Source organism: Klebsiella sp. CN_Kp088 (assembly GCF_040064335.1).
Taxonomy (GTDB): Bacteria; Pseudomonadota; Gammaproteobacteria; order Enterobacterales; family Enterobacteriaceae; genus Klebsiella; species Klebsiella aerogenes.
Genome location: NZ_JBEAIQ010000017.1, coordinates 73663 through 93876 on the forward strand (window position 1 = coordinate 73663; position 20214 = coordinate 93876).

The window sequence follows — 20214 nt, forward strand, 5'->3', positions numbered from 1 at the left end:
GAAAAGCGCATTTATCCGCCCCTGACGCGCGGTTTACAGTAATCCCCTGCATTGCCTGCAGCTTAATCCGGAGAAAACATGAACCCATGGATCCAAGAAGTTATCGACGCCCACGTGATCATTGAACAATGGCTGGGCCGGAAAGAAGGTAGCGCACAAGCGCTGATGAGCCGTTTTGCACAAGAGTTTACAATGGTTCCTATCAGCGGCGCTAAGATGGATTACCCGACGGTAAGCGGCTTTTTCCATAGCGCTGGCGGCAGCCGCCCGGGATTAAGTATCGTGGTTGATAATGCGCAAGTGTTGAGCGAATGGCATGACGGCGGCGCGGTGCTCTACCGCGAAAGCCAGACCCTGCCGGAACAAGGCGAAGTCGTACGCTGGTCCACGGCGATATTTCAACGCATTGAGGGAAAAATCTTCTGGCGTCACCTGCAGGAAACCCGTATCGGTTAATGCAAAGGAAAAGGCCCAATCGCTGGATTGGGCCTTTTTGAGAGAAAACGATTTATTCGCGGAATAGCGCTTCGATGTTTAGCCCCTGTCCCTGCAGGATCTCCCGCAGGCGGCGCAGGCCTTCCACCTGAATCTGACGCACGCGTTCGCGGGTCAGGCCGATTTCACGCCCCACATCTTCAAGCGTTGCGGCTTCATATCCCAGCAGCCCGAAACGACGAGCCAGTACTTCGCGCTGTTTGGCGTTCAGTTCGAACAGCCATTTGACGATGCTTTGTTTCATATCATCGTCCTGCGTGGTGTCTTCCGGGCCGTTGTCTTTTTCATCGGCCAGAATATCCAGCAGCGCTTTTTCTGAGTCACCGCCCAGCGGGGTATCCACTGAGGTAATGCGCTCGTTCAGACGCAGCATACGGCTAACGTCATCAACCGGTTTATCCAGCTGTTCGGCTATCTCTTCGGCGCTTGGCTCGTGGTCCAGCTTATGCGACAACTCGCGCGCGGTACGCAGATAAACGTTCAGCTCTTTCACAATATGGATGGGTAAACGAATGGTACGGGTTTGGTTCATAATCGCCCGTTCAATCGTTTGACGGATCCACCAGGTGGCGTAGGTTGAAAAACGGAACCCACGCTCCGGGTCAAACTTCTCAACTGCGCGGATCAGGCCGAGGTTACCTTCTTCAATCAGATCCAGCAGCGCCAGACCACGATTGCTGTAACGACGAGCAATCTTCACCACCAGACGCAGGTTACTTTCAATCATGCGACGGCGTGAAGCAACATCTCCACGTAGTGCGCGACGGGCGAAATAGACTTCTTCTTCGGCCGTCAGCAGCGGGGAATAACCAATCTCACCAAGATACAGCTGTGTCGCATCGAGAACGCGCTGGGTGGCGCCTTGCGACAGCAGCTCTTCCTCAGCCAGATCGCTATCACTGGGTTCCTCTTCTACTAAGGCTTTCTCGTCGAAAACCTCCATTCCGTTCTCATCAAATTCCGCGTCTTCATTTAAATCATGAACTTTCAGCGTATTCTGACTCATAAAGGTGGCTCCTACCCGTGATCCCTGAGCAAAGCACCTTCCGCGACCCATCACTAAACGACGCCGGAGTTATCCTCTTTATGCCTCCACTGAAGGAGGCATATCGCGACCGCCCTGGCGCCTTTCATGGTGTTACGCTTATCCGTACTTTGCCAAATTATCGCTGCGGTAAGTACTGCAGCGGGTTGACGGATTTCCCCTTGTAACGAATTTCAAAATGTAATCTTGTTGAGCTGGTTCCGGTGCTACCCATGGTAGCGATTTTCTGCCCCGCTTTGACTTCCTGTTGCTCCCGAACCAGCATGGTATCGTTATGAGCGTAGGCACTCAGGTAATCATCGTTGTGTTTGATGATAATAAGATTACCGTAACCGCGCAGTGCGTTACCGGCATAGACGACGCGCCCATCGGCGGTCGCGACAATAGCCTGTCCTTTACTGCCTGCAATGTCGATACCTTTATTGCCGCCTTCCGCGCCGCTAAAGTTCTCGATAACCTTGCCATCAGTCGGCCAGCGCCATGATGAGATCGGCGAACTGGTAGACGTACTGCTTGCAGTCGGTTGGGTTGTGCTAACAGTTGATGGCGCCGTAACCGGAGCGACCGTTGTCGTGGTCGTTGCTGGTTTATTATTCGGCAACATCTTAGTAGCACTCTGTTCACCTGAAGATTCAGAATACGTAATAGTCGGTTGTGACGCAACCACTGCGGTGGATTTTTGTGCAGAAGTTGTGGTGGCCGTCGCACCGCCGCTCGCTTGCGCGCTAGCCTGAGATACCGGGTTTTCGCCGGTGATCGGCTGGCCTGCGGAGTTGCCGACCTGCAGCACCTGGCCCACGTTCAGCGCGTACGGCGCCGGGACGTTGTTGCGTTCCGCAAGGTCGCGGAAATCGTTGCCGGTGACCCATGCGATATAGAACAGGGTATCGCCGCGCTTAACGGTATAGGTGCTGCCGCCGGTGTAGCTGCCTTTCGGAATATCGCCATATTTACGGTTGTAAACGATCTTACCGTTCACCGTCTGCACCGGTTGCTGAGCCATCGGCTGAACCTGGGTCGGCTGAGTCTGAATTGGCTGGGTCTGCATCGGCTGAATCGGCTGAGCCGGCGGAACTTGCTGCGCGCCGGAGGATGGCGGTGTAATCAGCATCCCGGAATTGGTGCTGGAGGACGCAGCGCCGCTTGCCGAATTCACCGGCGCAGGCGGATTATTGGTATTTGTACACCCGGCCAGCCAGAGTGAAACCAGTGACAACGCCGCAATACGGCTTACGGTAAATTTTGGGCTTCCCGCGCTCATTTATCCCCCAGGAATATGTTAACTGCCAATATCTTGCTTACCGGGCAGCGCCCGGCCAGGACACTGAAAAATGTGTCCACCCTACGCCTAAACTTAGGCAAAAAAAACCTGGAATAATCCGGGTTCAGGCCAGTTCCCCTCTGACGAGCGGAACAAAGCGAACGGCTTCGACGGTATCGATGAAAAATTCGCCGCCGCGGCGACGGATCCGCTTCAGGTACTGATGTTCTTCACCGACAGGCAAAACCAGCACGCCGCCTTCATCAAGCTGCGCCATCAGCGCGGCCGGAATTTCCGGCGGCGCGGCGGTGACGATAATCGCGTCAAAAGGCGCGCGAGCCTGCCAACCCTGCCATCCATCGCCATGACGGGTTGAAACATTATGTAAATCAAGTTGTTTAAGACGCCGGCGCGCCTGCCACTGCAGGCTCTTAATCCGCTCAACCGAGCAGACGTGGTGCACAAGGTGCGCCAGGATCGCCGTCTGATAGCCGGAGCCGGTGCCAATTTCCAGCACCCTTGAGTCCGGCGTCAGTTCCAGAAGCTCCGTCATCCGCGCCACCATATAAGGCTGCGAGATGGTTTGCCCCTGGCCAATCGGCAGCGCGGTGTTTTCCCACGCCTTATGTTCAAAGGCTTCATCAACGAATTTTTCGCGCGGAACCTGCGCGATTGCCTCGAGGACCCGCTCATCGACGATGCCCTGAGTGCGTAGCTGATTCAACAAACTTTCAACACGTTTACTTACCATTGCGTATCAACCCCGACGCGTTCTAACCAATCGGTTACCACCTCATGTGCCTGATGAGCGGTTAAATCGACATGCAATGGCGTTACGGAAACATAGCCTTCATCCACCGCCGCAAAATCGGTCCCCGGCCCGGCATCGCGCTTATCACCCGGCGGGCCGATCCAGTACAGCGTATTGCCGCGCGGATCTTTTTGCGGGATGACCTGGTCGGCCGGGTGCCGGTTGCCGCAGCGGGTGACGCGAATGCCTTTGATTTGCTCGAGGGGAAGATCCGGCACGTTGATGTTGAGGATCCGCCCGGTACGCAGCGGCTCGCGGCTTAACGCGCGCAGAATGGTGCACGTCACTGCCGCCGCGGTATCGTAATGTTGATAGCCGTTCAGCGAAACGGCAAGGGCGGGAAAACCAAGATGGCGGCCTTCCATCGCGGCCGCGACGGTACCGGAATAGATAACATCATCGCCAAGATTGGGGCCCGCGTTGATTCCAGAGACCACAATATCCGGGCGCGGGCGCATCAGCGCGTTAACGCCGAGATAAACGCAGTCGGTCGGCGTGCCCATCTGGACGGCGATATCGCCATTTTCAAAGGTGAACGTGCGCAGAGAAGATTCCAGCGTGAGCGAATTTGAGGCGCCGCTGCGATTACGATCGGGTGCAACAACCTGGACCTCGGCAAATTCGCGTAAGGCCTTCGCCAGGGTTTGGATCCCCGGCGCGTGGATACCGTCATCGTTACTCAGCAATATTCGCATAGTCACCCGTTGTATTGATAAGTTCCCTTACCACGCTGGTGGCAAAACTTCCCGCTGGCAGCCAGAAGCGCAGTTCAACAGTGACATCATCCCACCAGTTCCAGCACAATTGCTGCGGATACAGCAGCATCGCCCGGCGCGCGGCTTCAACTTTCTCGCGCGCCAGCAGCGCCTGTAGCGACGTTTCTTCGGCTATCGCGGCTTGCTCGGCGGCCAGCGCATCGCGTTGGCTGCCCCAGTCGCCGCTGCCCGGCAGCGCAGCGGTAATCATCAGCTCGCGGTTATCGACCCGCGCCTGCAATTCCGCCAACTCTTCGGTGGTTGCCACAAACCAGCTTCCGCGCCCCGCTAATTGTAGCGCATCGCCATCAACAACCTGATTAAATTCCGTTTTTTTTAATCTAATTGCAACTTGCTGATTAAACAACGCGCTGCGAGCCGCCGACAACCAAAAACTGCGTTTATTGCGATCGCGCACCGGTTCGCCGCTCTCGGCCCAGCGCAAAGCGCCCTGCAGGTTACTGCCGCCGATACCAAAGCGTTGCGCGCCAAAATAGTTCGGCACGCCGCCGTCGGCAATCGCCTGCAAGCGCTTTTCGACATCGTCGCGATCGCTGATTTCCCGCAGGATCAGCGTGAACTGGTTGCCCTTCAGCGCGCCTAAACGCAGCTTACGCTTATGGCGTGCATACTCCAGCACCTGGCAGCCTTCGAGCTGAAACTTGCTCAGATCCGGCATCTCTTTGCCCGGCACGCGGGCGCACAGCCACTGTTCGGTGACCGCATGCTTATCCTTTTGCCCGGCAAAGCTCACTTCGCGCGCATGGATTTTAAGGAATTTCGCCAGCGCATCGGCAACAAAACGGGTGTTGCAGCCATTTTTCAGAATCCGCACCAGCACATGTTCGCCTTCGCCATCAGGGGCGAAACCGAGGTCTTCGACCACCAGAAAGTCTTCCGGATTGGCCTTCAGCCGCCCCTGGCCCAGCGGCTTGCCGTGCAGGTATGTTAAGTCATCAAAGGCGATCATTGCGCAGCCTTACGCAGCAGCGCCACCGCTTCACAGGCGATGCCTTCGCCACGGCCGGTGAAGCCAAGCTTCTCGGTGGTGGTCGCTTTCACATTGACATCGTCCATATGGCAGCCGAGATCTTCGGCGATAAACACGCGCATCTGCGGGATATGCGGCAGCATTTTTGGCGCCTGGGCGATGATGGTGACGTCAACGTTGCCAAGGGTATATCCCTTCGCCTGAATCCGCCGCCACGCTTCACGCAGCAGCTCCCGGCTATCCGCGCCTTTAAAGGCCGGATCGGTATCCGGGAACAGTTTGCCGATGTCGCCGAGCGCCGCGGCGCCCAGCAGCGCGTCGGTCAGCGCATGTAGCGCGACATCGCCATCGGAATGGGCGAGCAGCCCTTTCTCATAAGGAATACGTACCCCGCCAATAATAATTGGCCCTTCACCGCCAAAAGCGTGTACGTCAAAACCGTGTCCAATTCGCATTAAGCCTTCTCCTGGTGTCGGGAACGGGTAAGGTAAAATTCGGCCAGCGCCAGATCTTCCGGGCGCGTTACTTTAATATTATCAGCTCGTCCGGCGACCAATTCGGGATGGAAGCCGCAGTACTCCAGCGCCGACGCTTCATCGGTGATGGTCGCGCCTTCATCCAGCGCGCGCGTCAGGCAGTCAAATAGCAGTTCACGCGGGAAAAATTGCGGCGTCAGCGCATGCCATAAATCATTGCGTTCAACGGTATGGGCGATCGCGGTTTTGCCCGGTTCGGCACGCTTCATGGTATCGCGCACCGGCGCGGCAAGAATCCCGCCGACGCGGCTTGTCGCGCTCAGCGCCAGCAGTCGCGAGAGATCGTCCTGATGCAGGCACGGTCGCGCGGCATCATGAACCAGCACCCATTGCGCATCCGCTAACGCTTTGAGCCCCGCCAGTACCGAATCGGCGCGCTCGGCGCCGCCGTCAACGACGGTGACCTGCGGATGATGGGCTAAGGGAAGTTGACTAAAGCGAACGTCGCCGGGGCTGACGGCGATCACCACCCGCTGAACGCGTTCGTTCGCCAGCAGCGCGGCGACCGAATGTTCGAGAATCGTTTTGTTACCGATTGAGAGATATTGTTTCGGGCACTCCGTTTGCATACGGCGGCCAAAACCGGCTGCCGGCACCACGGCGCAAACGCCCGGAAAAGTGGCTGCCATATTGTCATCCTGGGCTTGTTTATCGATTATTCTGCGCAGAACCCTGATTGCGTTTTGAGGCATCCGGCACCAGACGATAGAATGTTTCGCCCGGGCGGGTCATGCTGAGTTCATTGCGTGCGCGTTCTTCGATCGCTTCCTGACCGCCGTTGAGATCGTCAATTTCGGCGAAAAGCTGATCGTTGCGCGCTTTTAATTTGGCGTTAGTGGCCTGCTGAGCGGAGACATCGTCATTAACCCGGCTATAGTCGTGCAAACCATTTTTGCCAAACCACAGCGAGTACTGTAGCCAGACCAGCAAAGCTAATAATAGCAGCGTTAATTTACCCATCCTGCCCCCTGAAAAACGGCATCATCATCCCATAACTCGCCGGAGTACTCTACCCTGGCGCGCGGACGATGCCGCGTAACGCGGGGACTGTACCACATTTTTGCGATGGATACCCAGGCTTGATTCATCCCAAAAAGGCTATCCCAACAGCCAGAGGAACAGCAGACCAAACATCAGCCCGACGGTTAAAATCGTCGCGCAAACGCTGTAAATCAGCTTGCCGTCCAGTAATGAATGTAGCGCAATACCGACCACCACGGCGACCGGCATAATGGCAAGGAAGAAAGGCCAGGTGTAGAGGAAGAAAAAGAGCGTATTACCGCCATACAAGAGGAAGGGAATACCCAGCGCCAGCAGCCACGAAATAAAGCCCACGGCGGCACCCGACAAAGACCAGGTGGTCTCGTCGCTGGCCGCCGGAGGCGGTTCTGAACGAATAATACTGAGGTTCTGGGTATTGCGCATATCGAATCCTGTTGACCGGCCGACCGGCACCCCTCGATGCCGTTGCCTTTTCAGGATCTGATAATATCGCTCTGTCGAAGCAGGTCTAATAGTTGGTGCACCAAATTTGTTACCAATTGTTCACCATCCAGATGAATTTCAGCATTCTCCGGGGATTCATAGACCGAATCAATACCGGTAAAATTGCGCAACTCCCCTGCCCGCGCCTTCTTGTACAATCCTTTTGGATCCCGCGTCTCACAGATGGCTAACGGGGTATCGACAAAGACCTCGATAAAGCGTCCCTCTCCCAAACGCTCACGTACCATCTGCCGTTCTGCACGATGCGGAGATATAAACGCCGTCAATACAACCAGCCCGGCATCGACCATCAGCTTAGCCACTTCACCGACGCGGCGAATGTTCTCTTTGCGATCGTCGTCACTGAATCCCAGATCGCTGCACAGCCCGTGGCGCACATTATCGCCGTCAAGCAAATAGGTGCTTACGCCAAGCTCGTGCAGCGCCTCTTCCAGCGCCCCAGCGACGGTGGATTTACCCGACCCCGAGAGGCCGGTAAACCACAGCACCACGCCGCGATGGCCATGGTGCTGCTCGCGCTGCTCTCGGGTCACCGGATGCGCATGCCAGACGACGTTTTCGTCATGCCGGGCCATTACTTGCCTCCCAGCAGATCGCGCGCGTCCCAGTGCGGGAAGTGTTTACGAATCAATTGATTCAGTTCCAGTTCAAACGCGCTGTACTGCGACGTCGGGGCCTGCGCCTGCAGGTGCGGTTCGTTGACCATTCCCGCGCCAACCGTCACGTTGCTCAGGCGATCGATAAAGATAAGCCCGCCGGTCACCGGGTTGTCCTGATACGGATCGAGCACCAGCGGCTCGTCAAAGGTCAGCTCCACCAGCCCAATGCCGTTCAGCGGCAGGGTTTCGACTTCACGCTGGGTCAGATTATTGATGTCCACCTGATAGCGGATAGCGTCAACACGGGCGCGGGTTTTCTTGCCAGCCACTTTAATGTCATAGCTCTGGCCCGGCGACAGCGCCTGTTCCGCCATCCACACGACGTCGATGCTGGCGCTTTGTACCGCAGGCAGCGAGGCCTCAGCGTCAACCAGCAAATCGCCGCGGCTGATGTCGATTTCATCTTTCAGAACGATAGTGATCGCTTCCCCCGCCCCGGCCTGCGGCAGGTCGCCGTCAAAGGTGACAATACGCGCCACGTTCGACTCGACGCCCGACGGCAATACCTTCAGGCGCTGGCCAACGGTGACCGTACCGGAAGCGACGGTGCCGGAGAAACCGCGGAAATCCAGGTTCGGACGGTTCACGTACTGCACCGGGAAGCGCAGCGGCTGGCTTTCAACCTCGCGCTGGATGTCAACGGTTTCCAGCACTTCCAGCAGCGTCGGGCCGCTGTACCACGGCATTTTACCGCTCTGGGTGGCGACGTTATCCCCTTCCAGCGCCGAGAGCGGCACGAAACGGATATCAAGTTTGCCCGGCAGCTGTTCGGCGAAGGTCAGATAATCTTCACGAATTTCATTGAAGCGCGCTTCGCTGAACTCGACGAGATCCATTTTGTTCACCGCGACCACCAGGTGCTTAATCCCCAATAGCGTAGAGATAAAGCTGTGGCGGCGAGTCTGGTCGAGCACGCCTTTGCGGGCGTCAATCAGCAGGATCGCCAGATCGCAGGTGGACGCGCCGGTCGCCATATTACGGGTGTACTGCTCATGGCCCGGCGTGTCGGCAATGATAAATTTGCGTTTCTCAGTCGAGAAGTAGCGATAGGCGACATCAATGGTGATGCCCTGCTCACGCTCGGCCTGCAGGCCATCCACCAGCAGCGCCAGATCCAGTTTCTCACCCTGAGTACCGTGACGCTTGCTGTCATTGTGCAGGGAAGAGAGCTGATCTTCATAAATCTGGCGCGTATCGTGCAGCAGGCGGCCAATCAAGGTACTTTTGCCGTCATCGACGCTGCCGCAGGTCAGAAAACGCAGCAGGCTTTTGTGCTGTTGCGCGTGCAGATAAGCTTCTACGCCACCTTCTTTAGCAATTTGTTGTGCAATCGTAGTGTTCATGGCGGCTCCTTAGAAATACCCCTGACGTTTTTTCAGCTCCATGGAGCCTGCCTGGTCGCGGTCAATGACGCGCCCCTGACGTTCGCTGGTGGTGGATACCAGCATCTCTTCAATAATTTCCGGCAGCGTTTGCGCGTTGGACTCTACCGCGCCGGTCAGCGGCCAACAGCCGAGGGTACGGAAGCGCACCATCTGCTTTTTGATCATCTCGCCCGGCTGCAGATCGATACGATCGTCATCAATCATCATCAGCATGCCATCACGCTCTAGTACCGGGCGCTCTGCCGCCAGGTACAGCGGAACGATTTCAATATTTTCCAGATAGATGTACTGCCAGATATCCAGCTCGGTCCAGTTAGAGAGCGGGAAGACGCGAATGCTTTCGCCTTTGTTAATCTGGCCGTTGTAGTTATGCCACAGCTCCGGACGCTGATTTTTCGGGTCCCAGCGGTGGAAACGATCGCGGAAGGAGTAAATTCGCTCTTTGGCGCGGGATTTCTCTTCATCGCGACGCGCGCCGCCGAATGCGGCATCAAAGCCATATTTGTTCAACGCCTGCTTCAGGCCTTCGGTTTTCATGATATCGGTGTGCTTGGCGCTGCCGTGAACGAACGGGTTGATGCCCATCTCCACCCCTTCCGGGTTTTTATGCACCAGCAGCTCGCAGCCATAAGCTTTGGCGGTACGGTCACGGAATTCATACATCTCACGGAATTTCCAGCCGGTATCGACGTGCAGCAGCGGGAACGGCAGGGTCCCCGGATAAAACGCTTTGCGCGCCAGATGCAGCATTACGCTGGAATCTTTACCGATGGAGTACATCATCACCGGGTTAGAGAATTCGGCGGCCACCTCACGAATGATATGGATGCTTTCCGCCTCCAGTTGCCGCAGGTGAGTGAGTCGTTTTTGGTCCATAACCGTTCCTTAAGCCAGATTTACCACAGAAGAGTTAAACCCTTCCGCTGTCGTTGTGTGTTGAAACCAGGCGAGCTGCTGATGCAGCTGTACCACTTCGCCCACCACCAGTAGCGCGGGCATTGGGGCATCTTTCGCCAGATGTTCGAGCTGTTGTAACGTGCCTGTCAGCGTCTGCTGATCCTCGCGAGTGCCGCGGGAAATCACCGCCACCGGAGTATTCGCGTCGCGGCCATGGGCGATCAGCTGAGCGCTGATGTCCGCCGCTTTCATGGTGCCCATGTAAATCGCCAGCGTTTGTTGGCTCTTCGCCAGCAGCGCCCAATCAAACGGCGCGCTGTCAGATTTATAGTGACCGGTGACGAAAACTGCGCTTTGCGCATAATCGCGATGGGTCAGCGGAATGCCGGCATAGGCCGTCGCGCCCGCCGCGGCGGTAACGCCTGGCACCACCTGGAACGGGATCCCGGCGGCGGCGGCGGCCTGCAGTTCTTCCCCGCCGCGTCCGAAAATAAACGGATCGCCGCCCTTCAGGCGCACCACCGTTTTCCCCGCTTTGGCGGCCTCCACCAGCATTTGGTTTGTTTCGTGCTGCGGTACGGAGTGCTCGCCCGCGCGCTTGCCAACGCAGATCATTTCGGCATCGCGGCGCACCAGTTCCCGCACGCTCTCGGTCACCAGATGGTCATAAAACACCACGTCCGCCTGTTGAATCGCCTGCAGGCCGCGTAGCGTCAGCAAGCCGGCATCCCCCGGCCCGGCGCCTACCAGAATAATTTCGCCCACGCTGCGTTCCGGCCTGTCGAGTTCATCCTGCAGCGCCCGTTCCGCCGCCGCGTGGTTACCGGCCACCATCAGGCTGGCAAAACGCCCGGTGAAAACGCGCTCCCAGAAGCGACGACGCGCTTCGGTGGTGGTCAGCCGGGTTTTCAGATGATGGCGCCAGTAGCTCGCCGTTTCAGCCAGTCGCCCCAAATTTGTGGGCAGTAGCGCTTCGATTTTTTCACGCAGAATGCGCGACAGCACCGGCGCCTTGCCGCTGGAGGAGATCGCCACCAGCAGCGGCGACCTGTCGACAATAGAAGGAAAGACGAATGAGCACAGTTGCTGGTCATCCACCACATTTACCAGGCGGTAACGCGCGTTAGCCGCGGCAAACACCCGCTGGTTGAGTTCACGATCGTCGGTGGCGGCAATCACCAGAAATACATCGTCCACCTGCTGCTCATCAAAGGCGGTTGCCCGCCAGCTGATTTGCTGACGTTCAACCTGTTCAGCGAGCTCCGGCGACAGGACGGCGGCGACCACCTGTACCTTCGCCTGCGCCCGCAGCAAGAATTTAATCTTACGGACGGCAATTTCACCGCCGCCGATAACCAGCACGGGTCTCTCTTTCAACTCGGCAAACAGGGGCAAGTAATCCACGGCGCAACAACTCTCTTACATTCAGCAATAGAGGGACTATAGGGCGCGGCCTTGAGCAAATGAAATTACGAAATGGAATGAGTTGTGACGCAAAAGAATAACGAGCTGGAAATCTAAATATCAAAAAGTGCTTAACACGCTCATTTTCCGCTATTTAAGAGCAAATGAAATTGTTTAAGCGCCGTCACAGTTTCATACTAACGCGGTCGAAATGTTTCGCTTGTGTAAGGACCCATTATGTTTTCCGCGATGTGCCGCCGTCTGCTGCCGCTGGCGCTTGGCACAGGTTTTGTCTTCTCCGCCGCTCCGGCATTCAGCGCCCTGGGCGACACCGCCAATACCCAGGCCCGCCATATTGCTACCGTCTTCCCCGGAAGAATGACCGGTACGCCGGCCGAGATGCTATCAGCCGATTATCTTCGTCAACAGTTTGCCCAGATGGGTTATCAGAGCGACGTACGTAGCTTTAATACCCGCTACATCTATACCGACAGCAATCAACGTAAGAACTGGCACAACGCCACCGGCAGCACGGTTATCGCCGCGCATGAAGGCCAGTCTCGCCAGCAAATCATTATTATGGCGCACCTCGATACCTACGCGCCGCAGAGCGATAAAGACGTTGAGAACAACCTTGGCGGCCTGACGCTGCAGGGGATCGACGATAACGCAATGGGGCTCGGCGTGCTGCTGGAGCTGGCGGAACATTTAAAGAACGTCCCCACCCGTTACGGCATTCGCTTTATCGCCACCAGCGGCGAGGAAGAAGGCCGCCTGGGCGCGCAAAACATACTTAAACGCATGAGCGAGGCGGAAAAGAAAAATACGCTACTGGTGATTAATCTCGATAACCTGGTGGTCGGCGATAAGCTCTATTTCAATAGCGGGCGCAGCACGCCGGCATCGGTACGCAAGCTGACCCGCGATCGCGCGCTGGCTATCGCCCGTAGTCACGGTATCGCCGCGTTCACCAATCCAGGGCTGAATCCGGAGTTCCCGAAAGGCACCGGTTGCTGTAACGATGCCAGCGTTTTTGATAGCGCCGGGATCCCGGTACTCTCCGTGGAAGCGACTAACTGGTCATTGGGTAAAAAGGATGGCTATCAGCAGCGCAGTAAAACCCGTAGCTTCCCGCAGGGGACCAGCTGGCATGATGTACAACTGGATAACCAACAGTATATCGACAAAGCGCTGCCGGGAAGGATCGAGCGCCGCGGGCGCGATGTAGTCAAAGTGATGCTGCCGCTGGTGAAAGAGCTGGCGAAAGTTGAGAAGAAAAACTGATTTGCGCAAAGCGAACCCGCGGTATAGCCCGCGTGTCCGCTTTGGAATAACACTCTCCGGCATAACGCATCGCTTAGCCTTCGTGCAATCCGCACTCCCGCTTGAGGCCAAAGAATCGGGTTTCTTCTTCCGCCATACCGGGTTCCCATTTACGGGTAGTGTGAGTGTCACCAACGGACAAATACCCCTGCTCCCATAGCGGGTGGTATTTCAGGCCGTGCTTTTGCAGATACTGATAAACCGTCCGGTTATCCCAGTCGATAATCGGCAGCAGCTTAAAGACGCCGCGCTGGATAGCCAGCACCGGTAAATGTGCCCGGCTGCCGGACTGCTCGCGGCGCAGGCCAGCAAACCAGGTGCGGGTGTTGAGCTCCTTCAGCGCCCGGTTCATCGGCTCAACTTTGTTGATTTCATTGTACTTCTCAATGCCTTCAACGCCCTGCTCCCACAGTTTGCCGTAACGCGCTTCCTGCCAGGCGGCGCTTTCCGTCGCCCGGTAGACTTTAAGGTTCAGGTTGAGCTTCTCGGTCAATTCATCAATAAACTGATAGGTTTCCGGGAACAGATAGCCTGTATCGGTCAGGATCACCGGAATGTCCGGGCGCAGCTGGTTCACCAGATGCAGGCTGACTGCCGCCTGAATACCAAAGCTTGAAGAGAGCGCATAGTCGCCGGGCAGGTTTTCCAGCGCCCATGCCACGCGTTCTTCGGCGCTGAGTTTTTCCAGCTGAGTGTTAACTTCCGCCAGCGCCATGACGCGTTCTACTTTGGGCAGATCGTTCAGCGCGTTTAGATCGAGTTTGGACATAGGTTCCTCACTGTGTGCCTTGCCTGATGGCGCTTCGCTTATCAGGCCTACGCGAACGGTAGGCCTGATAAGGCATTCATGCCGCTATCCGGCAATTCAGGTTATTCCCAGAAATCACGCGCCGGGTCGAGCACCGGGCGAATGATGCCCGCACGCACCGTAAAGTCGCCGAAGCCTTCACCCGCTTCGCGCTCTTTCGCCCAGCGCCCTACCAGCTCGTCGAGCGAAGCAAGGATCTCCGGCTCGGTGATATTTTCACGATACATTCGTGGAATGCGCGTCCCGCTGCGGTTGCCGCCGATATGCAGGTTATAGCGGCCAGGGGCTTTACCCACCAGGCCAACTTCCGCCAGCATCGCGCGGCCGCAGCCGTTCGGGCAACCCGTGACGCGGGTTACGATATGCTCATCGCCAACGCCGTGCTTGCTCATCACCTCTTCGACCTTGTCGATAAACGACGGCAGGAAACGCTCGGCTTCGGCCATCGCTAACGGACAGGTCGGGAACGACACGCAGGCCATTGAGTTCTCACGCTGCGCCGTGACGGCATTCATCAGGCCATGATCGCGGGCCAGTTTCTCGATCCGCGCTTTCTGATCTTCCGGTACGCTGGCGATGATCAGGTTCTGGTTGGCGGTGATACGGAATTCACCTTTGTGAATCTTCGCGATCTCCAGCAGGCCAGTTTTTAGCGGGCGGCCCGGATAATCCAGAATACGGCCGTTCTCAATAAACAGCGTCAGGTGCCAGTTATTATCGATACCCTTAACCCAGCCGATGCGGTCGCCGCGGCCGGTAAACTCGTACGGACGAATCGGTTCGAATTTGATCCCGGCACGACGCTCAACTTCCGCCTTGAAGGTCTCCACGCCGACGCGCTCAAGGGTATATTTGGTTTTCGCGTTTTTACGATCGGTACGATTACCCCAGTCGCGCTGGGTGGTCACGACCGCTTCCGCCACTGCCAGGGTATGCTCCAGCGGCAGATAGCCAAACTCGCTGGCGGTACGCGCATAGGTTTTCTTATTACCGTGTTCGATAGACAACCCGCCGCCCACCAGCAGGTTAAAACCGACCAGCTTGCCGTTTTCCGCAATCGCCACGAAGTTCATATCATTGGCGTGCAGATCGATATCGTTCTGCGGCGGGATCACCACCGTCGTTTTGAATTTACGCGGCAGATAGGTCTGGCCGAGGATCGGTTCCTCGTCGGTGGTGGCGACCTTTTCCTGATCCAACCAGATCTCAGCATAGGCGCGGGTACGCGGCAGCAGATGTTCGGAGATCTTCTTCGCCCACTCGTAGGCTTCGGCATGCAGCTGCGACTCAAACGGGTTCGAGGTGCACAGCACATTGCGGTTCATGTCGTTGGCGGTCGCCAGCGCGTCCAGGCCAACGGAGTGCAGCATCTGATGCACCGGCTTCACGTTCTTCTTCAGAATACCATGGAACTGGAAAGTCTGACGGTTGGTCAGACGAATACTGCCGTAGATGGTGTTATCCGCGGCAAATTTATCGATCGCCTGCCACTGTTTGGTGGTGATAACGCCGCCCGGCAGACGGCAGCGCAGCAGCATCGCGTGGCGCGGCTCCAGTTTCTGCGCCGCGCGTTCCGCGCGAATATCGCGGTCGTCCTGCTGGTACATACCGTGGAAGCGGATGAGCAGGAAGTTGTCACCTTTAAAACCGCCGGTCAGGCCGTCATTTAAATCTTCCGCGATGGTGCCGCGCAGGTAGTTGCTCTCGATCTTCATACGCTCGGCGTCGGAGAGTTTACCTTCGACCACCAGCGGGCCAGGATGTTTTTCGCTCATTAGTAGACATCTCGCTGATAACGGCGCTCAACGCGCAGCTCACTTAAAAATTCGTCCGCCGCTTCGGCGTCCATCGCGCCGTATTCGGCAATCACTTCCAGTAACGCCTGCTCGACGTCTTTCGCCATACGATTGGCATCGCCGCAGACATAAATATGGGCGCCGTCGTTAATCCAACGCCACACTTCAGCCCCCTGCTCGCGCAGTTTGTCCTGTACATAGATTTTTTGTTGTTGATCGCGAGACCAGGCCAGGTCGATACGGCTCAGCACGCCCTCTTTGACGTAGCTCTGCCATTCCACCTGATAGAGGAAATCTTCCGTGAAGTGCGGATTGCCGAAGAACAACCAGTTCTTCCCTTCCGCCCCTTCCGCCGCGCGCTGCTGCATAAAGGCGCGGAACGGCGCGATCCCGGTTCCAGGGCCAATCATGATAACCGGGGTTTGCGGGTTAGCAGGCAGACGGAAGTTGTCATTGTGTTCGATAAAGATGCGCACTTCGCCATCTTCTTCCACGCGGTCGGCGAGGAAGCTGGACGCACCGCCGGCGCGAGCGCGGCCTTCGATGTCATAACGCACGACGCCAACGGTAACGTGGACTTCGTTTTCCGCTTCCGCCTGTGAGGACGCAATCGAGTAGAGGCGCGGCGTTAGCGGGCGCAGCAGACCGATTAAGGCTTCGGCATCCAACTGTGCCGGCGAGAAGCGCACCATATCGACGATAGGCGTCGTCGCAGCGTAGTGCTGCAACTGCGCTTTATCGCCAACCAGCGGCAGCAGCGTTTCACTGCGGGTCAGGGTGGCATAGTTCTCAACAATATTGGCGGTATTGACCGTCAGCTCAAAATGCCACTCCAGCGCTTGCGCCAGCGGCAGCGTTTTGCCTTCTACCGTGACCGGTTCATCACCCTTAAGCCACAGCAGCTCCACCAGCTCTTTGACCAGCGCAGGATCGTTCTGATACCACACGCCTAGCGCATCTCCCGGCTGATAACGCAGGCCGGAATCACCCAGATCGATCTCAATATGACGGACATCTTTTTCCGAGTCGCGACCGGTTATTTTTTGATTCACAGCAAGCGTCGCCGTCAGCGGCGCTTCTTTAGTATATGGACTGGTATGAATTTCATTCACGGCGCCGCTGGTCGCAAGCTGGGCAGGCGCAGCCGTCGGCGCGCGCGCCTTCAGCACATCCACTACGCGAGCGCGCCATTCCGCCGCCGCGGCTTGATATTCAACGTCGGCATCAACGCGGTCTAGCAGGCGTTCGCCGCCCAGTTCGGCCAGTTTGCTATCGAAATCTTTGCCGGACTGGCAGAAAAACTCATAGGAGGTATCGCCGAGGCCAAACACCGCGAAGGCGGTGCCATCGAGCTTCGGCGCTTTCTTTGAAAACAGGAATTTATGCAATGCGACGGCTTCTTCCGGCGGTTCACCTTCACCCTGGGTCGACGTCACCACGACCAGCAGTTTTTCACCGGCGATTTGTTTGAATTTATAGTCGCCAGCGTTCACCAGTTTCACGTTCAGCTGCGCGGCCTGCAAATCGTCGCGCAGCGCTTCGGCAACCCGACGCGCGTTGCCGGTCTGCGAAGCGGAAATCAGGGTGATGGCCGGCGCTTCTACCGCCTGAGCGGGCGCGCTTACCACGGCGCCGGGCTGCTGATTCAGCATGCCCCAGAAGTAGCCGGACACCCAAGCCAGTTGGGTTGGCGTAAAGTCAGTCGTGGCCGCCTGTAGGCGCGCCAGTTGCTCCGGGTTTAGCGGCAGCAGATTGGAAGGTGGGGCCTGTGTCGTCATGCGTCGTTATGTTCCAGTAAGCAAAGCTGTTATTCACGCCCTGTCAGCGCGACAAAAACAGAAGAGATTGTAAGGTTAACGGCGGGCATACTAACAATTAAAGAAGGGATGGAAATAACAAATAACCAAATGGACTAACCTGTTTTAGTTATAGTTATTAACAACAAAAACGATTAGCTAACCTGTTGAAAAATAATAAATTAAATCATCAAAACACCACAAAAATGGCGATTTTGCGTTCAGGGCCGTTTTAGTTAATGCTAAAAAATGTACTTTCCGGTACCCTACGGCGGTTTTTTTCGTCCTGTTGAGAGTTAATGATGTCCACCACGCTGTTTAAAGATTTCACCTTCGAAGCCGCCCACCACCTGCCGCACGTACCGAAAGGCCACAAATGCGGTCGCCTGCATGGTCACTCTTTTATGGTGCGTCTGGAGATTACCGGTGAAGTCGATCCCCATACCGGGTGGATCATGGATTTCGCCGAGCTGAAAGCCGCGTTTAAACCGACCTACGATCGTTTAGACCACTATTACCTGAACGATATCCCAGGACTGGAGAACCCAACCAGCGAAGTGCTGGCCAAGTGGATTTGGGATCAAATGAAACCGCTGGTTCCTCTGCTGAGCGCGGTAATGGTAAAAGAGACCTGCACCGCAGGCTGCGTCTATCGCGGCGAGTAATGCCCTGTCTATCCGCCATCGGGCTGCTGCCATGGCGGTTTTCTGTTTCATCCCACGCCGTTGGAATCAACGCACCAGATAGCCGCCATCCACTGCCAGAATATGACCGTTAACGTAATCCGAGGCCCGGCTGGCGAGGAACACAACGGCGCCCATTAAATCCTGCGCTTCTCCCCAACGGCCTGCGGGTATATGCGCCAGCACGCGTCGGTTCTCTTTTGGGATACTACGGGTGATAGCGGTCATGGCGGTTTCGTAATAGCCAGGCGCGATGCCGTTAACCTGAATATTATGCGGGCCCAGCTCATCGCAGTAGGCTTTGGTTAAGCCAGCCAGCGCATGCTTGGTGGCGGCATAGGCCGGCGACCAGCTGCCGCCGAGATAAGAAAACACCGAACAGATATTAATAATCTTACCGCTTCGCCGCGGAACCATAATTTTCGCGGCTTCGTGGCTGAGCTCGAACGCTGCGGTCAGGTTAGTCTCGATCATCGGATCCCAGTCTGTTCGCCCAAAGCGCAGCACCTTATTCAACTGGCAAATACCGGCATTGTTCACCAGAATATCAACGGTACCGAAACGTTCGCAGCAGGCGGCGATAATCCGCTGCGGCATACCGCCATCGGTGATATCCGCCAGCATGAATTCCAGCTCAACGCCCTGCTGTTCGATAAGTTTGCGGGTTTGCGTGTGTTCTTCGCGCAGAGCGGGAACAAACAGATTCGCGCCGGCGGTCGCCAAAGCAACGGCAAAGGCCTGCCCCAGGCCGCTATTACCACCGGTAACGATAGCGGTTTTCCCCTTGAGCGAGAAGAAGTCCATAGAGAAGGCAGTGGATGGATCAATTGGCTGCATGGTTAACTCGTTCCTTAAGTCAACGTATCAGCCGCCCGCTTCAGGCGGCTGAATTAATGCGCCAATGATAGCACTGCTGTCATGAAGGCGTATCTCAACCCCGGCGCTGAAATCGAGTGCAAAGATGAATTCATATATGAAGAAGAGAGCTGCCGGGCGGTTAGCAACCAACCCGGCAATGAAAGCGGGTATCAGGCGATGTTCAGGTATTTATGCGTCTGCATGGATAAGCGCCAGTTTCGGGCGATACAGGTCTCAATGCACAGCCGCGTGGCATCTTCTTTTTGGCTAATCGGCTGCAAGGCAATAATACGCGGCTTTTCATCGGCCAGCGTTTCCAGCAGTTCATCCAGCGCTTCGATATCGCGCACGCGGCCAACCGGATGCTTGATTTCATCGGCGCGCTGCAGCGCCTGCGAAAGCACATCATAGCCGCCGCGCATGTTCACTTTCGGCGAGACCGTGACCCAGGTGTTGTGGCTGCAGCGCACTTCATGGGTACCGCTGGTTTCAATCTGGCAGCTGAAACCATGTTGCTCAAGCAGATCGGTCAACGGTGTGAGATCGTGAATACAGGGCTCGCCGCCGGTAATCACGACGTGACGGGCGGTCCATCCCTGACGGCCAATGATCGCCAGCAGATCGTCGCTGGTCGCCGGGCCCCACTTATCGCTCTCTTTGGTTTTAGCGAGGATACTAAATAGAGACACTTCCCGATCGGCCAGCTTATCCCAGGTATGTTTGGTATCGCACCAGGCGCAACCAACCGGGCATCCCTGCAAACGAATAAAAATGGCAGGCACGCCGGTAAAGTAACCCTCGCCTTGCAAGGTCTGGAACATCTCGTTAATCGGGTACTGCATAGTCATCTCTGTTCAGGTGGTAAAAAGGTATTATCGCAGATTCAGGCGCTCAGGTCTTGTCCTCAGCTGCGATTACCAGACCCCATCGTCAGCTTTTCGTAAGCCATCTTTTTATATTAGCTAGCAAACTATAAAATAAGCACAAAATGTATTTACGATATTTTGAGTATTATTTTAGCATGCGCCGCACTTGGTCATTGAATTGGATTATTTATTACTTTCTTCAGATGTATCTGCGCGCGGATAAAGATGTAACAAAGAATGTCTTTGATGATCGTAATGACATTATCCATCGCTGTCCAAAGCAACAAAAAGAAATTATTAATCAACGATGTATAAACCGATACATGAAACAATGAATCT

At 56.2% G+C, this 20214-nt stretch carries 21 protein-coding genes; 3 read left to right on the plus strand and 18 right to left on the minus strand.

Translation table 11 applies throughout. From position 1 onward, the window contains the following. Positions 1-78 precede the first annotated feature (78 nt). Complete coding sequence (locus ABLV08_RS08970) at positions 79-456, plus strand: DUF4440 domain-containing protein (RefSeq protein ID WP_049053032.1); 378 nt, start codon at positions 79-81, stop codon at positions 454-456. 52 nt (positions 457-508) lie between these two features. On the opposite strand, the gene rpoS is transcribed toward ABLV08_RS08970, so the two are convergent. The 13 genes from rpoS to cysG form a co-directional block, all read right to left on the minus strand. After that, on the minus strand, positions 509-1501 hold the full coding sequence (rpoS, locus tag ABLV08_RS08975; RefSeq protein ID WP_015703292.1) for an RNA polymerase sigma factor RpoS: 993 nt from the start codon (positions 1499-1501) through the stop codon (positions 509-511). Positions 1502-1658: 157 nt separating this feature from the next. Beyond that, the gene (nlpD, locus tag ABLV08_RS08980; RefSeq protein ID WP_045361378.1) at positions 1659-2801 is read right to left on the minus strand and encodes a murein hydrolase activator NlpD; all 1143 of its coding nucleotides are present in this window, start codon (positions 2799-2801) and stop codon (positions 1659-1661) included. Positions 2802-2925: 124 nt separating this feature from the next. Further along, the gene (locus tag ABLV08_RS08985) at positions 2926-3552 is read right to left on the minus strand and encodes a protein-L-isoaspartate(D-aspartate) O-methyltransferase (protein ID WP_015369988.1); all 627 of its coding nucleotides are present in this window, start codon (positions 3550-3552) and stop codon (positions 2926-2928) included. Beyond that, positions 3546-4307, minus strand: coding sequence for a 5'/3'-nucleotidase SurE (gene surE, locus ABLV08_RS08990; RefSeq protein WP_015369987.1), 762 nt, complete (start codon positions 4305-4307; stop codon positions 3546-3548). The genes ABLV08_RS08985 and surE overlap by 7 nt, the downstream gene beginning before the upstream one ends. Next, positions 4288-5337, minus strand: coding sequence for a tRNA pseudouridine(13) synthase TruD (gene truD / locus ABLV08_RS08995; RefSeq protein WP_032712422.1), 1050 nt, complete (start codon positions 5335-5337; stop codon positions 4288-4290). Before truD ends, surE begins: the two co-directional genes overlap by 20 nt. Then, a complete protein-coding gene (ispF, locus tag ABLV08_RS09000) occupies positions 5334-5813 on the minus strand; it encodes a 2-C-methyl-D-erythritol 2,4-cyclodiphosphate synthase (protein ID WP_015703296.1) in 480 nt (159 codons plus the stop codon). The genes truD and ispF overlap by 4 nt, the downstream gene beginning before the upstream one ends. After that, a complete protein-coding gene (ispD, locus tag ABLV08_RS09005) occupies positions 5813-6523 on the minus strand; it encodes a 2-C-methyl-D-erythritol 4-phosphate cytidylyltransferase (protein ID WP_015703297.1) in 711 nt (236 codons plus the stop codon). The genes ispF and ispD overlap by 1 nt, the downstream gene beginning before the upstream one ends. A 19-nt stretch (positions 6524-6542) precedes the next feature. Continuing rightward, complete coding sequence (gene ftsB, locus ABLV08_RS09010) at positions 6543-6854, minus strand: cell division protein FtsB (protein WP_015369983.1); 312 nt, start codon at positions 6852-6854, stop codon at positions 6543-6545. A 138-nt stretch (positions 6855-6992) separates the two neighbouring features. Further along, positions 6993-7319, minus strand: coding sequence for a DUF3561 family protein (locus ABLV08_RS09015; RefSeq protein WP_015369982.1), 327 nt, complete (start codon positions 7317-7319; stop codon positions 6993-6995). 50 nt (positions 7320-7369) lie between these two features. After that, the gene (gene cysC / locus ABLV08_RS09020) at positions 7370-7975 is read right to left on the minus strand and encodes an adenylyl-sulfate kinase (protein WP_015369981.1); all 606 of its coding nucleotides are present in this window, start codon (positions 7973-7975) and stop codon (positions 7370-7372) included. Then, positions 7975-9402, minus strand: coding sequence for a sulfate adenylyltransferase subunit CysN (gene cysN, locus ABLV08_RS09025; protein ID WP_348855767.1), 1428 nt, complete (start codon positions 9400-9402; stop codon positions 7975-7977). The genes cysC and cysN overlap by 1 nt, the downstream gene beginning before the upstream one ends. Positions 9403-9411: 9 nt before the next feature. Next, the gene (cysD, locus tag ABLV08_RS09030) at positions 9412-10320 is read right to left on the minus strand and encodes a sulfate adenylyltransferase subunit CysD (protein WP_047052752.1); all 909 of its coding nucleotides are present in this window, start codon (positions 10318-10320) and stop codon (positions 9412-9414) included. Between the two features lie 9 nt (positions 10321-10329). Next, complete coding sequence (cysG, locus tag ABLV08_RS09035) at positions 10330-11736, minus strand: siroheme synthase CysG (RefSeq protein ID WP_162184003.1); 1407 nt, start codon at positions 11734-11736, stop codon at positions 10330-10332. Positions 11737-11982: 246 nt separating this feature from the next. Between cysG and ABLV08_RS09040 the strand changes: the two genes are divergently transcribed. Continuing rightward, positions 11983-13029 carry an aminopeptidase gene (locus tag ABLV08_RS09040; protein ID WP_163366334.1) on the plus strand — a complete coding sequence of 349 codons (1047 nt, stop codon included), beginning with the start codon at positions 11983-11985 and terminating at the stop codon, positions 13027-13029. A gap of 73 nt (positions 13030-13102) precedes the next feature. Here the strand turns inward: ABLV08_RS09040 and cysH are convergent, their stop codons facing one another. The 3 genes from cysH to cysJ all read right to left on the minus strand — a co-directional run bounded on the left by cysH (position 13103) and on the right by cysJ (position 17450). Beyond that, positions 13103-13837: a phosphoadenosine phosphosulfate reductase gene (gene cysH / locus ABLV08_RS09045; protein ID WP_015369976.1), complete on the minus strand. Its 735-nt coding sequence runs from the start codon at positions 13835-13837 to the stop codon at positions 13103-13105. A gap of 101 nt (positions 13838-13938) precedes the next feature. Beyond that, complete coding sequence (cysI, locus tag ABLV08_RS09050; protein ID WP_015369975.1) at positions 13939-15651, minus strand: assimilatory sulfite reductase (NADPH) hemoprotein subunit; 1713 nt, start codon at positions 15649-15651, stop codon at positions 13939-13941. Then, positions 15651-17450 (minus strand): NADPH-dependent assimilatory sulfite reductase flavoprotein subunit, encoded by a 1800-nt coding sequence (gene cysJ, locus ABLV08_RS09055; RefSeq protein WP_015369974.1) that lies wholly within the window; start codon positions 17448-17450, stop codon positions 15651-15653. Before cysJ ends, cysI begins: the two co-directional genes overlap by 1 nt. Positions 17451-17767: 317 nt before the next feature. Between cysJ and queD the strand changes: the two genes are divergently transcribed. After that, positions 17768-18133, plus strand: coding sequence for a 6-carboxytetrahydropterin synthase QueD (gene queD, locus ABLV08_RS09060; protein WP_015369973.1), 366 nt, complete (start codon positions 17768-17770; stop codon positions 18131-18133). Positions 18134-18199: 66 nt separating this feature from the next. On the opposite strand, the gene ABLV08_RS09065 is transcribed toward queD, so the two are convergent. Both ABLV08_RS09065 and queE read right to left on the minus strand, forming a co-directional pair. After that, entirely contained in the window at positions 18200-18988 is a 789-nt protein-coding gene (locus ABLV08_RS09065) for an SDR family oxidoreductase (RefSeq protein ID WP_015703303.1), read from the minus strand. A gap of 191 nt (positions 18989-19179) precedes the next feature. Beyond that, positions 19180-19851: a 7-carboxy-7-deazaguanine synthase QueE gene (gene queE / locus ABLV08_RS09070; protein WP_015369971.1), complete on the minus strand. Its 672-nt coding sequence runs from the start codon at positions 19849-19851 to the stop codon at positions 19180-19182. Positions 19852-20214 lie beyond the last annotated feature (363 nt).

Excerpts from the sequence above, each read along its gene's own strand:
- ABLV08_RS08970 (WP_049053032.1), top strand. The coding sequence starts at position 79 with ATGAACCCATGGATCCAAGAAGTTATCGACGCCCACGTGATCATTGAA.
- rpoS (WP_015703292.1), bottom strand. The coding sequence starts at position 1,501 with ATGAGTCAGAATACGCTGAAAGTTCATGATTTAAATGAAGACGCGGAA.
- nlpD (WP_045361378.1), bottom strand. The coding sequence starts at position 2,801 with ATGAGCGCGGGAAGCCCAAAATTTACCGTAAGCCGTATTGCGGCGTTG.
- ABLV08_RS08985 (WP_015369988.1), bottom strand. The coding sequence starts at position 3,552 with ATGGTAAGTAAACGTGTTGAAAGTTTGTTGAATCAGCTACGCACTCAG.
- surE (WP_015369987.1), bottom strand. The coding sequence starts at position 4,307 with ATGCGAATATTGCTGAGTAACGATGACGGTATCCACGCGCCGGGGATC.
- truD (WP_032712422.1), bottom strand. The coding sequence starts at position 5,337 with ATGATCGCCTTTGATGACTTAACATACCTGCACGGCAAGCCGCTGGGC.
- ispF (WP_015703296.1), bottom strand. The coding sequence starts at position 5,813 with ATGCGAATTGGACACGGTTTTGACGTACACGCTTTTGGCGGTGAAGGG.
- ispD (WP_015703297.1), bottom strand. The coding sequence starts at position 6,523 with ATGGCAGCCACTTTTCCGGGCGTTTGCGCCGTGGTGCCGGCAGCCGGT.
- ftsB (WP_015369983.1), bottom strand. The coding sequence starts at position 6,854 with ATGGGTAAATTAACGCTGCTATTATTAGCTTTGCTGGTCTGGCTACAG.
- ABLV08_RS09015 (WP_015369982.1), bottom strand. The coding sequence starts at position 7,319 with ATGCGCAATACCCAGAACCTCAGTATTATTCGTTCAGAACCGCCTCCG.
- cysC (WP_015369981.1), bottom strand. The coding sequence starts at position 7,975 with ATGGCCCGGCATGACGAAAACGTCGTCTGGCATGCGCATCCGGTGACC.
- cysN (WP_348855767.1), bottom strand. The coding sequence starts at position 9,402 with ATGAACACTACGATTGCACAACAAATTGCTAAAGAAGGTGGCGTAGAA.
- cysD (WP_047052752.1), bottom strand. The coding sequence starts at position 10,320 with ATGGACCAAAAACGACTCACTCACCTGCGGCAACTGGAGGCGGAAAGC.
- ABLV08_RS09040 (WP_163366334.1), top strand. The coding sequence starts at position 11,983 with ATGTTTTCCGCGATGTGCCGCCGTCTGCTGCCGCTGGCGCTTGGCACA.
- cysH (WP_015369976.1), bottom strand. The coding sequence starts at position 13,837 with ATGTCCAAACTCGATCTAAACGCGCTGAACGATCTGCCCAAAGTAGAA.
- cysI (WP_015369975.1), bottom strand. The coding sequence starts at position 15,651 with ATGAGCGAAAAACATCCTGGCCCGCTGGTGGTCGAAGGTAAACTCTCC.
- cysJ (WP_015369974.1), bottom strand. The coding sequence starts at position 17,450 with ATGACGACACAGGCCCCACCTTCCAATCTGCTGCCGCTAAACCCGGAG.
- queD (WP_015369973.1), top strand. The coding sequence starts at position 17,768 with ATGATGTCCACCACGCTGTTTAAAGATTTCACCTTCGAAGCCGCCCAC.
- ABLV08_RS09065 (WP_015703303.1), bottom strand. The coding sequence starts at position 18,988 with ATGCAGCCAATTGATCCATCCACTGCCTTCTCTATGGACTTCTTCTCG.
- queE (WP_015369971.1), bottom strand. The coding sequence starts at position 19,851 with ATGCAGTACCCGATTAACGAGATGTTCCAGACCTTGCAAGGCGAGGGT.